9 protein-coding genes are annotated in these 11852 nt (G+C 53.5%); all 9 read right to left on the bottom strand.

Translation table 11 applies throughout. The annotated features are described in order from the left end of the window. Positions 1–231 precede the first annotated feature (231 nt). The gene (gene ptsP, locus M1D70_RS08050; RefSeq protein WP_456289594.1) at positions 232–1953 is read right to left on the bottom strand and encodes a phosphoenolpyruvate--protein phosphotransferase; all 1722 of its coding nucleotides are present in this window, start codon (positions 1951–1953) and stop codon (positions 232–234) included. Next, the gene (locus M1D70_RS08045; RefSeq protein ID WP_009591829.1) at positions 1946–2221 is read right to left on the bottom strand and encodes an HPr family phosphocarrier protein; all 276 of its coding nucleotides are present in this window, start codon (positions 2219–2221) and stop codon (positions 1946–1948) included. Before M1D70_RS08045 ends, ptsP begins: the two co-directional genes overlap by 8 nt. Positions 2222–2279: 58 nt before the next feature. Next, positions 2280–4352, bottom strand: coding sequence for a glucose-specific PTS transporter subunit IIBC (gene ptsG / locus M1D70_RS08040; RefSeq protein ID WP_456289593.1), 2073 nt, complete (start codon positions 4350–4352; stop codon positions 2280–2282). A gap of 282 nt (positions 4353–4634) precedes the next feature. Further along, positions 4635–5492, bottom strand: coding sequence for a glucose PTS transporter transcription antiterminator GlcT (glcT, locus tag M1D70_RS08035; RefSeq protein ID WP_456289592.1), 858 nt, complete (start codon positions 5490–5492; stop codon positions 4635–4637). A 148-nt stretch (positions 5493–5640) separates the two neighbouring features. Beyond that, positions 5641–7170 carry a flotillin family protein gene (locus tag M1D70_RS08030; RefSeq protein ID WP_009591831.1) on the bottom strand — a complete coding sequence of 510 codons (1530 nt, stop codon included), beginning with the start codon at positions 7168–7170 and terminating at the stop codon, positions 5641–5643. Between the two features lie 4 nt (positions 7171–7174). Continuing rightward, on the bottom strand, positions 7175–7708 hold the full coding sequence (locus tag M1D70_RS08025; RefSeq protein WP_009591830.1) for a hypothetical protein: 534 nt from the start codon (positions 7706–7708) through the stop codon (positions 7175–7177). Between the two features lie 203 nt (positions 7709–7911). After that, positions 7912–9075, bottom strand: a complete 1164-nt coding sequence (locus tag M1D70_RS08020) for an iron-containing alcohol dehydrogenase (protein WP_096772960.1) — start codon at positions 9073–9075, stop codon at positions 7912–7914. A gap of 178 nt (positions 9076–9253) precedes the next feature. Further along, a complete protein-coding gene (locus tag M1D70_RS08015; RefSeq protein WP_456289591.1) occupies positions 9254–10843 on the bottom strand; it encodes a UDP-glucose--hexose-1-phosphate uridylyltransferase in 1590 nt (529 codons plus the stop codon). A 19-nt stretch (positions 10844–10862) separates the two neighbouring features. After that, positions 10863–11852 carry a UDP-glucose 4-epimerase GalE gene (gene galE / locus M1D70_RS08010; protein WP_009592759.1) on the bottom strand — a complete coding sequence of 330 codons (990 nt, stop codon included), beginning with the start codon at positions 11850–11852 and terminating at the stop codon, positions 10863–10865.

Genomic DNA, 11852 nt, shown 5'->3' with positions numbered 1-11852 from the left:
TGGTATGCCAAAAGCCCTGAATTGGTTTGGGTTCCAGGCCAATTCACTATATATTTAGGCTATTATACTAGCAAATATGCCCGGTGTCTTTCTTTTGACAAAAAAACATCTGTCCGCTATGGACAGATGTTGTCAATGTGATGCTATCGTGGAAAAAGATTGGTAGAGTCCCCAGAAACAAACGTAATACGACACTGCAGGGATCGATCAAGTTGTACGTTGTCTTCCTTCTTACTCGGCTGCAGCCTCAATGGATTCCACCAGAGCCACTACTTCCTCTGCGGTACCCATTTCAAGCGCTTTGGCTGAAAGTGCCTGCATATCGCTGCGGGACAGCTTCCCGATCTGGCTGCGAGCCGGCAGAATGGAGGTGGCGCTCATGCTGAACTCATCCAGCCCCAGACCGAGCAGAATCGGAATAGCAGTCGCGTCGCCGGCCATTTCGCCGCACATGCCTACCCAGCGGCCTTCGCGATGGGCGGCATCGATGACCATTTTAACCAGTCGCAGAATCGCCGGATTGTATGGCTGGTATAGATACGCAACCCGTTCATTCATGCGGTCGGCGGCCATCGTGTATTGAATCAGGTCATTGGTTCCGATGCTGAAGAAATCCACCTCTTTGGCAAATTGATCGGCAAGCACGGCGGTAGATGGAATCTCCACCATGATGCCCAGCTGGATTTCTTCGGAAACTGGAATGCCTTCGCTTATAAGCTTAGCCTTTTCTTCCTCCAGAAGTGCTTTGGCTTCGCGGAACTCGCCCAGTGTCGCTATCATGGGAAACATGATTCGCAGGTTTCCGTGGACGCTTGCACGCAGCAGTGCCCGAAGCTGTGTTCTGAAAATATCCTGGCGGTCCAGGCACAATCTGACGGCACGGAATCCGAGGAACGGATTCATTTCCTTGGGAAGATCCAGATACGGCAGCTCCTTATCCCCGCCGATATCAAGCGTGCGAACAACAACCGGCTTGCCTTCCATTTTCTCCAAAACCGATTTGTAAGCGACATACTGGATCTCTTCGGAAGGAAGTTTGTCTCTGCCCATGTACAGGAATTCCGTACGGTACAATCCTACGGCTTCTCCGCCGTTCTCCAGCACGCCGGTCACATCATTCGGTGTCCCGATGTTGGCAGCCAGCTCCACATGGATTCCGTCCTTGGAAACCGTCGGTTCGGAGCGCAGCTTCTTCCACTCCTCCACCTGCTTGGCATAGGCGTCCTGCTTCGCACGGTATTGTTCTACGATGGCTTCCGTAGGATTAACGATGACATCCCCTTCCAATCCGTCAACGATGATCAAATCCCCGTTTTGGACCGCAGAGAGCACGTTCTTCGTCCCGACGACAGCCGGAATTTCAAGTGAACGGGCCATGATGGCGGAGTGCGAGGTACGTCCGCCGATATTCGTCGTGAAGCCCTTAACGTAGTTCCGGTTCAATTGCGCGGTATCCGACGGAGTCAAATCCTCTGCAACCACGATCACTTCTTCGCTGATCTCCGAAGGGCTGACATAATTCAAGCCGAGCAGATGCTTCAGGATGCGCTTGGTGACGTCGCGCATATCCGCTGCTCGCTCCTGCAAGTAGGCGCTCTTCATGTTCTCGAACATTTGAATGAACTGGGTTGCCGTTTCGTTCAACGCATATTCCGCGTTAACCGATTCGGAAGCGATTTTCGCCTTGACCGGTTCAATCAATTCGGGATCATTCAGGATGAGAAGGTGAGATTCGAAAATCTCAGCCTTCTTCTCCCCGAGTTCCTGAAGCGTGCGGGCTTTGATCGCTTCCAGCTCAGCCTGTGACTGGGCCAAAGCCGCATCCAGCTTCGCGAGCTCCGCATCCGTGTCCGTCACTTGCTTCTCCGAGACGGAATAATCCGGATGCTCCAGCGTAAAAACACGTGCTATCGCGATACCTGCGGAAGCCGCGATACCTTTCAAATTATTCATGAAGCTCGCCTAGCCCTTCGTTCACCATCACTTCTTGCAATGCTGTCAGCGCCTCGCTTTCATTGCCGCCTTCCGTGATCAGTGTCAATGTGTCGCCTTGCTCCAATCCGAGGGACAGAACGCCCAGAATCGACTTCAGCGTTACTTTTTTGCCGTTAGCTTCGGCAAAAGAGTTGGTATCCTGGAATTTGTTAGCCGTATTCACCAATGCGGTTGCCGGGCGTGCGTGAATTCCGTCTTCGTCAATAATTCTGAATGTTTGTTGCATGTTCATCATCCTACTTTCGTATATTTTAATTTTTAGAATCCTGGAAACCATCGTGAGGTTAAGGTTTCAATATGGTAATGATCCCTTCCTCGCCGCTTTTTACTTCACCGGTCTTGTTCAGCTTCACGGAAGCTCCCTCCGGCAGATTCGAGAAGATAATAGGAGAAATGATCGATTTGGCATTTTCCTTTACATAATCCAAATCCACTTGCATGATCGGTTGACCCGTGGAGACCAGATCCCCCTCTTGCACAAGGACTTCAAATCCTTGCCCTTTCAGCTTAACGGTATTGACGCCGATATGGACAAGCACTTCCTTGCCGCCATCCGACATAATGCCGACGGCATGCTTGCTGGGGAACACATTGAACACGGTGCCGTTAACGGGAGACACAATCGTTCCGTTATGAGGCACGATCGCAAATCCATCACCTGTCATCCGTTCGGCAAACACGGGGTCAGGCACATGGGAAATATCCATAAGCTCTCCATCGGCCGGCGATACGATTTCCTCCATAACGAGCGTTTCCCCGTCATGTCCGGCCTGCTGTTCCTCTTGAGCTGTCGGCATCGTCTCCGCTTGAGGTGCAGTGGTCGGCGTTATTCCCGACATGATGTCCTGGATTTGCGATTTGATCGTATCGGAACGGGTTCCGAATATCGCCTGGATATTATTCCCCACCTCCAGCACGCCAGACGCACCCAGCTGCTTCAGCCTTGCCTTATCGACATGGCCCTTGTCTTTTACCTCTACGCGCAGACGAGTGATGCATGCATCCAGATGCGCGATGTTAGGCTGGCCGCCCAGTGCAGTCAGGATATTATACGGCAGATCATTTTTACTGCCAGCGCCCGCTGCCCCGGAGCCTGATTCCGGCTCGGTCGTCGTAGCTTCCTCGCGCCCCGGCGTCCTCAGATTGAATTTCCGAATGACAAAACGGAAGCCGAAGTAATAGATTACAGCCATAATAGCACCCACGATGAGAACATTCCACCATGGCGTCCGGTTCGGAATGACACCGAAGATCATGTAGTCGATCAGGCCGCCGGAGAAGGTCATGCCGATTTTGGTGCCCAAAATATGCATGGTCATGAAGGACAGGCCGGCAAACAGCGCATGCACGGCGAACAGGATCGGTGCTACGAACAGGAACGAGAACTCAAGCGGTTCCGTGATCCCGGTCAAGAAGGAAGTCAGCGCCGCAGACCCCATGATGCCGGCCACGAACTTTTTGTTCTCCGGTCTTGCCTCATGATAGATGGCAAGCGCAGCCGCAGGGAGACCGAACATCATGAACGGATACTTACCCGTCATGAAGGTGCCTGCCGTAAACTCGACGCCGTCCCGAAGCTGGGCCATGAATATGTTCTGGTCCCCTCGAACCAATTGTCCTGCCTGGTTCAGGTATTCCCCGAATTCAAACCAGAACGGGGAGTAGAAGATGTGGTGCAGGCCGAACGGAATCAATCCGCGTTCCACGACGCCGAACACAAAAGCGGACAGCGTCAGATTTTGTTCCAGCATGAAATGCGATGCCGTGTTAAGCGCCGACTGGATCGGCGGCCATATAAACACCATCAACAGACCAAGCAAAACGGACGTTGCGGCCGTCATAATCGGAACAAAACGTTTTCCTGCAAAAAAGCCCAGATAGGACGGAAGCTCGATTTTGAAAAACCGTCGGTACATGCTGGCTGCCAATATACCGACGATAATTCCGCCGAATACCCCGGTAGCCAACGTCGGAATGCCAAGCACGCTGGCATATTCGTAATTCGTGCCGACCATGGCCGGCGTCACGCCGATCACGCTGCCCATGGTGACGTTCATGACAAGGTAACCGATGATCGCGGCCAGTCCCGCAACGCCTTCACCTCCGGCCAAACCGACCGCAACCCCCACTGCAAACAGCAAGGATAGGTTCGTGAATACGATTTGTCCCGCATTCATCATGACCGTGGCAGCCGCTTGAACCCAGGCCGCATCCAGCCAAGGTGCATATTGCAGGAAATCGGGGTTGACCAGCATATTTCCAAGACCGAGCAATAGTCCGGCCGCCGGCAATATGGCCACTGGCAGCATCAGAGCTTTACCGACCCTTTGCAGTACGCCAAAAAGCCGCTTAAACATGAAAATTCTCACCCTCTGTCTCTAGTTGTTATCGCAAGCTGCAGGTAGATCATCATAAAACCATCAAACCAAAAAAGGCATGAGTGACCACAGGTAAATGGATGGCTAATCTCATGGATTAGATTACCCAAAAATGGGTAATAACAACCAAATTCCTGCAATACTCATGCCTGATCGAATCAGTTACACGTTGGATTTGAAGTTTTATGGTTCATAACTGTTCGTATTGTAACACCGTTCATTTATCGTTGCAACCACATGGTAAGGGACTTAATAAAATCTTCACATTTGCTCGCCCTGCTCTTTACGCTGGACCAACCGTTCCAAATGAATGGTCAAATAACCGGCCTCAGCGGGATAGACGGGTTTCTTCAGCCGCTGCTCCATCATCTTGGTCAACTTCCATGCCAAGGAATAGGTCTCGGGATATTCACGCTTCAGAAGGCCGTCAAGCGAACTCGTCTCGTTCACCGCTTCTCCCCGCCGAATCCGCTCCAACGCAAACCGGAGGTGCGTCAGCAATCGGGAATAATCCAGCGTATCCCTCGGGATGGCGTACTCCAGCTGCTGCTCGACGGTATGCACCAGGTCCGCGATCAGCTCCGAGTGCTTGCGGACCTCGGAGATATGCTGGTTCGTAAGCGCACCATGAAAATGTAGGGCAATGAATCCGATTTCTTCTTCGCCTAAGTCAACACCGAGCTTCTCCCGAATGGTACGGACGGCATATTCGGCCATCTCGTACTCTTCAGGGTACATCTCTTTGGTTTCGTATAAAAAAGGATTGTGGATATAAAGACCTTGGGCATGGCGTTTAATGGCAAATGCGATATGGTCCGTCAAGGCAATGTGGATATGCTCATTCAGAGGAGCGTCGCTGGACTTGGCGGCATTCAGAATAATATCATTCATCGCCTCAATCAGCTTCTCGTCGATGTGAGGCACCAGCTGCTTATACTGCTCCTGCTCCTCCGGTTTGGTCAAAATGAACATCTTCTCGGCAGCGGCGGCAGGGATACGGTCTTTATTCTTCCGGTTAAAGCCGATGCCCTTGCCGATAACAACAACCTCGCCATGTTGAGGATGCTTCGCTATGATTACATTATTGTTCAACACTTTAGCCACTTGTAAGCTGCTCACGTTCGCACCTCTTTTTGATTCATACGCGTATACTCGGATATCTTATCAGAAATATAAGAGCGCGGCAAAATCATTTGTGGTTGCCAAAGTCTTCAAGGTGCCGTACCGCTGCCTGCCACCATGTATTCCGGCCCTGCTTACGCTTGATCTACTCTTCCTTAGCGGCACTTGTCTCTACAGGGACCGGTACAAGCTCCTGCTCGATTGACACCGGCTTTTGAGCCGTGGCGGATTTTTTCGTTGTTAATCCCTTAATGAGATCCTCCACGTCAATCCCGGACACACTTTTCAGCATCTCAGGCGCCGTGGACATCAGCTCGGTCACATAATTGCTCACGCGAGCCGCTCCTTCGCCTTTGCCCGTATCGACAACCGTCAGCTTGTCGATGGACGAGATCGGCTGAGCAATCTTCCCGGCAAGCTCAGGCAGCATTTTCACGATGATATCGAGCACAGCAGCCTCGCCGAACTTCTGGAACGCTTCGGCCAGCTTCTCTTTGGCATCAGCTTCGGCAATACCGCGCAGGCGGATGACTTCGGCTTCGGCCGTACCTTTCGCGCGCTCGGCATCCGCAACCGCCATACCGTCAAGGCGCTTCTGTTCGGCAGACGCTTTGGCCTGCGTTTCGATGGAGTATTGCACAGCATCCGCTTCGCGCATCTTCCGGGCTTTATCCGCTTCGGCGGCCTGCTCAACGGCATAGCGATCCGCTTCGGCTTTTTTCTTCACGTCCGCGTCATACTGCTTCTCGCGAACCATGATTTCTTTTTCCTGCAGATCGATTTCGCGTTCCTTACGAACGAGCTCAACCTTCATCTGCTCCTCGACCACCGTTTGTCTGGCACGGGCTTCCTGAATATGATAAGCTTGGTCCGCTTCGGCCTTCGCCGTATCCTGCTCCTTCTTAAAGGACGCGACCTTCAGCTCACGTTCCTTCTCGGCTTCCGCGATATTGGTATCGCGTACGACCTCGGCCTTCTGTCCTTCTTCTTCTGCGCGCGCCTTCTGAATCCGAGCATCCCGCATCGCTTCGGCTTCGGCAATCTCCGCATCCCGCTTGACCGTAGCAATCCGCGGTTTACCAAGCGCTTCCAGATATCCGTGCTTATCGCGAACGTCCTTAATGGTAAAGGAGACGATCTGCAGACCCATCTTCTTCAGGTCTCTTGCTGCAACCCCCTGAACTTCCTGCGCGAACTTGTCGCGGTTACGATATACTTCCTCTACTGTCATGGAACCGAGAATGGCGCGAAGATGGCCTTCCAGCACCTCCTGGGCTTCACCCTTCAGCGCTTCAATGGGCTTGCCCATGAATTGCTCGGCTGCAGTCGCCACATCTTCGATCGAGCTTCCCACTTTAATGATGGCCACCCCGTCCGCCATAACCGGCACGCCCTGCTCCGTGTACACTTCAGGCGTCATGACATCCAGTTTATGAGATAAGAGCGATACGAATTCGGAGCGCTGAAACACGGGGAGTATAAAAGCGCCGCCGCCGCGCACGATTTTGATTTTGCGGCCGGATTCGTCCTCCGACAAATTTTTGCTTCCCAAAAAAGAACCGGTGACAATCATCGCTTCATCCGGGCTCACCGTTTTGTAGCGGGCCCAGAACGCAAGTCCTAACACGACAATGACGCCTACAACAATCGACGGAATTACTAAGTACTCTGGCATTGAATCAATCCTCTCCTTTTCGTTCTTCCAGTTCGGACACCCTCAGGACGCCATCAACAATGTCGACAACCACCACGCGGACACCTGCCGGAAGCGTTTGACGATCAAAGCTGGAGGCAATGTGCATCGTGTTGCCTGCGCCGACCTTGACCATCACTTCCCCGAATCCTTCAGCAGGAAGCGGCACCGTGACTACGCCGATCCTGCCCGCAAGCTCCTTGATGGAGAAGCCCGTCGAGTTCTCGCTGTTCTCCATCGGTTTCACGTACCCGAAGTAGACGAGAATCGAAATGACGATGGCCGCCAAGACAGATAGCGTTACATGGGCACCTGCCGCCAAATCCGTGTATTTCGTCAGCATGATTCCGGTTCCGCCGAATACGGTGATTCCCCCAGCGATCACAACCGGATTGAAAAAATCCACTGACAAAAAGTCCAACAATCCGTCAAGCGCCGAGCTAAGTATGTCGCCTAGCACCACGGTTACGATGGCGAAGATCACGCCTCCGATCAGACAGCCCCAATATAACGCTTCCATGTTGATTGCCCCCTCTGGAATTCCTTACTGTGTATAACAAGTAATACGGCAAAATGTTTGCTAAAGTTTCAATTATTTGCCTCAAACGTATGAAAATCTCTTCATATCTATATTCGACGCCCCAGCAAAAAAGCCTGCACGGCTTGAACCGGCAGGCTTTAAAACCATTTTCTATTCCTTGTCAGCTAACGACAGGACAACCCCTATAACGACATCCGATAGATTTCAACGACGTCCTCGCGCTGCAGCTTGCGGAAGTTGCCAAAAGGACCGAAGCGCATCGCTTTATCGGCCATGGACCCGATCTCGCGATCGTCGATATCGTAATCTCCCAGCGTGCTCGGCGCACCGATGGAAGTCCAGAAGCGGCGAAGCGCCTCGATTCCTTCCAGTCCGGCCGCTTCATCGCTTTTTCCGGCTGCATCAACACCGAATACATTCACGGCAAGCGACTTGAAGCGCTGAGGATCCGCGTTCAGATTATATTTCATCCAGTTCGGGAACAGGATCGCCAGGCCCCCGCCGTGCGGAATGTCATATACGGCAGACACCGCGTGCTCGATGTTATGGGTTCCCCAGTCGCCGGCCATACCCATGTTGATCATCCCGTTCAGCGCCATCGTCCCGCAGTACATGATCGTTTCGCGGTGCTCATAGTTCTCCAGGTCCTCAACCAGCTTCGGCGCCGTATCGATAACGGTTCGAAGAATCGTTTCGCAGAACCCGTCCTGTACCGGCGTATTGGTATCTTGGTGGAAGTAGTGCTCCAGTACGTGGGACATGATATCCACGATACCGTACACCGTTTGATCCCGGGGAAGGGAGAATGTATGCACAGGGTCCAGGATCGAAAATGCGGGATAAGCATGCGGGCTGCCCCAGCCCATCTTCTCTTGGGTCACTTCATTGGTGATGACGGAGCCGCCGTTCATCTCCGATCCCGTTGCGGCCATCGTAAGCACCGTTCCAAGCGGCAGACCCGCTTGCGGTACGGCTTTGCGCTCTACGAAATCCCACATATCACCGTCATACTTGGCCCCTACGGCAATCGCTTTGGAGCAGTCGAGGACGCTTCCGCCGCCGACGGCCAAAATGAGGTCAATGTGATGCTCCCGGCACAACTCCACTCCTTTATGTACCGTTGACAGGCGCGGGTTCGGTTCCACCCCGGCAAGCTCCGTCACCACCGCATTCGCTTCTTTCAGCAAGGCGATGACCTGATCGTAAAGGCCGCTGCGCTTGATGCTGCCGCCGCCGTACACCAGCAAAACATTCCGGCCGTATTTGGCCACTTCACCGCTTAAAGCACTCAGCTTGCCCTTGCCAAAAATCAACTGAGTCGGATTATGAAAGACAAAAGGTCTCATGTCACATTACCTCCATCACATCTGGTTTGCATCTAATTCATTCATGCGTGCTTTTTCATTCTATACCATTCCCATTATGCAAAACAAACAGCCGTCCTTCTTTCGGAATGATCGGCTGTTTGAATGATGATCCTGGTTATCGTTAGCTTCAATACATCATATTTCCATCCAAGAATATTTATCTGCTGTCAGGGACGTATCCCATATGGCTCAGGAAGCGCTGAAATGCCTGCTGCCCTTCCGCCGTCTGTTTGTATACCCCGGCATGCTCCAAAATCGTCGTGAATTTGCTGCCGACCTCCAGGCGTACCAGCTGGGTGGCCCCGGCTTTATCGGATGCGGCTATACCCCGGCCCCGCAGCTCCTCGATCCAGTCGCCGTGGACGGCGAGCGGATGGTCAGCAGCCTGGCTGTCCGCATACAGTGCCTCGTTCCCCGCCAGAATCTCGGCGATCTGATCCAGCTCTTCCTTGAGCCTGCCCGGCAGGATCGCCAGCCCCATCACTTCGATCAAGCCGATGTTTTCCTTCTTGATGTGGAACATCTCCCGATGAGGATGAAAGATCCCTTCCGGATGCTGCTCGTTGGTGCGATTGTTCCGAAGAACCAGATCCATCTCATAGATGCCCTCGTCATTACGGCGGGCAATCGGAGTCACCGTATTATGGCGGACCCGTTCGCCGTCCGCTTCGCTAAAGGCCTCAATGTCTGCCGAAGGGTCGCTGTAGGTTTTCCAGCCCTCGTAAATGCCGTTCGCGCATTCAAGCAGCGAATCCCGATCGCTTGAGGATAGCCGGATCACCGACATCGGCCATTTCACGATGGCAACGGATACCCCCGGATAATCCCCGTGCGTAAACCCGGCCACCTTCGGTGCTTTCTGGATCGGGAAGGTATGCCGTCCCCCCTGGAAATGATCATGTGTGAGAATGGAGCCCCCGACAATCGGAAGATCCGCGTTCGATCCGAGAAAATAATGCGGATAAGCATCAACAAAACTCAAGAGGCGGGCAAGCGTCGCCTTGGTCAGCTTCATCGGCACGTGATCGTGGTGGAACACGATGCAGTGCTCGTTATAGTAAACATACGGCGAGTATTGGAAGAACCATGGCTCACCGTTCAACTCCAGCGGGATAATGCGCAGGTTTTGCCGCGCCGGGTGATTGACCCTGCCTGCATAACCCACGTTCTCCCGGCATAGCTGGCATTTCGGATAAATCGGCGGAGGCAGCAGTTTGGCCATGGCGATTTCCTTCGGACTCTTCTCCGGCTTGGATAGATTGATGGTAATCTCAATATCGCCATACGCGCTGGCATGCCGCCAGTATTCGTTTTTGGCTACGCGATCCATCCGAATATAGTTGGAGTCGATGCACAGGTTGTAAAATTGCCGGGTAGCCTCGATGATCCCCTGCTCCTGCTCTACCGTCCGGAACCGAGCGGTTACTTCCGAAGGTCTTGCCATGAGGCGGCCCATGATTTTGGCGTCCAGCAAATCCCGGTACGTATCGGTATTCTCCGGGATCATGCCATGCGCCGCACCGTAATCGATCAGGATGTCGAGCATAGCCTGGGGCCCATCCGGCATCAGGTCGTTCACTTCGTCGCCGTAAGGCTCGCTGAACCCGAAATCCTCCAGCAGCAGGTTGCGGCTGTAATCCGCATCCGCTGCCTGGATCAGGCCTTTATGAAGCGCGAATCGCACCAGCATTTCAATGGCATGCAGAACCTGCTTGGATTCGGGAGTACTTGATGTTGCAGCATTCATGTTCATCGTCCCCCTTGGATTAATTGTCGCCGTAACCGTCCGGACGGCTGCTGTGCCACTTCCATGCGCTCTCGATAATCTCCTCCAGCGTCGTTCTGGACGGCGTCCATCCGAGAACCGTGCGCGCTTTGTCCGAAGACGCCACCAATACCGCAGGGTCACCCGCACGGCGGGCTTCCATGACAACCGGAATGTCGGCACCCGTCACCCGCTTCGATGTCTCGATCACTTCCTTGACCGAGAACCCGAGTCCGTTGCCGAGATTGAACACATTGCTGGACTCGCCGCGACGAAGGTATTCAACCGCGCGCAGATGCGCATTCGCCAGATCGCTGACGTGAATGTAATCGCGGACGCACGTGCCATCGGGAGTTGCGTAATCGTCGCCAAACACCGAAATGCTGGCGCGCTGCTTCAAAGCGGTTTGCAGAACGAGCGGAATCAAGTGGCTCTCCGGCCGGTGATCCTCGCCGATCTTGCCGCTGGCATGCGAGCCGGCCGCGTTGAAGTAACGAAGGGAGACATACTTCACCCCGAGCACGGTATCGAACCAGGACATCATCCGTTCCATCATCAGCTTGGTTTCCCCGTACACGTTCGTCGGCTGGGTCCGGTCCGTTTCCTCGATCGGCACCTTCTCGGGCTCACCGTAGGTCGCGGCCGTTGAAGAGAAGACGATCTTTCGAACGCCCGCCTCATTCATCGCTTCCAGCAGGCACAGCGTGCCGTACACGTTGTTATCGTAATATTTCACCGGATCCTTCATGCTCTCGCCGACCAGAGAATTCGCGGCAAAATGGATAACGGCATCAATATCGTTTTCCGAGAACAGCTGCTTCAGCAGCGCCTTGTCGCGCAGATCGCCGACATACAGTTTTCCGCCCAGCAGCGCTTCGCGATGCCCCGTCTCCAGGCTGTCGATGACAACAACGTCTTCCCCTTGCTCCAGCAGCTCCGCCACGGTATGTGAACCGATATAACCTGCTCCGCCAGTCACTAAAATAGCCAT

The organism is Paenibacillus sp. AK002 (genome assembly GCF_053903045.1).
Note: the sequence above shows the minus strand (reverse complement) of the source record. Positions and strands in the feature narration are given on the sequence as shown.

What these genes read in the sequence shown, in the direction of transcription:
- ptsG (WP_456289593.1), bottom strand. Translation starts at nt 4,352, where the DNA reads ATGTTTAAGCGGCTTTTTGGCGTACTGCAAAGGGTCGGTAAAGCTCTG.
- M1D70_RS08025 (WP_009591830.1), bottom strand. Translation starts at nt 7,708, where the DNA reads ATGGAAGCGTTATATTGGGGCTGTCTGATCGGAGGCGTGATCTTCGCC.
- M1D70_RS08020 (WP_096772960.1), bottom strand. Translation starts at nt 9,075, where the DNA reads ATGAGACCTTTTGTCTTTCATAATCCGACTCAGTTGATTTTTGGCAAG.
- M1D70_RS08045 (WP_009591829.1), bottom strand. Translation starts at nt 2,221, where the DNA reads ATGCAACAAACATTCAGAATTATTGACGAAGACGGAATTCACGCACGC.
- M1D70_RS08015 (WP_456289591.1), bottom strand. Translation starts at nt 10,843, where the DNA reads ATGAATGCTGCAACATCAAGTACTCCCGAATCCAAGCAGGTTCTGCAT.
- M1D70_RS08030 (WP_009591831.1), bottom strand. Translation starts at nt 7,170, where the DNA reads ATGCCAGAGTACTTAGTAATTCCGTCGATTGTTGTAGGCGTCATTGTC.
- ptsP (WP_456289594.1), bottom strand. Translation starts at nt 1,953, where the DNA reads ATGAATAATTTGAAAGGTATCGCGGCTTCCGCAGGTATCGCGATAGCA.
- galE (WP_009592759.1), bottom strand. Translation starts at nt 11,852, where the DNA reads ATGGCTATTTTAGTGACTGGCGGAGCAGGTTATATCGGTTCACATACC.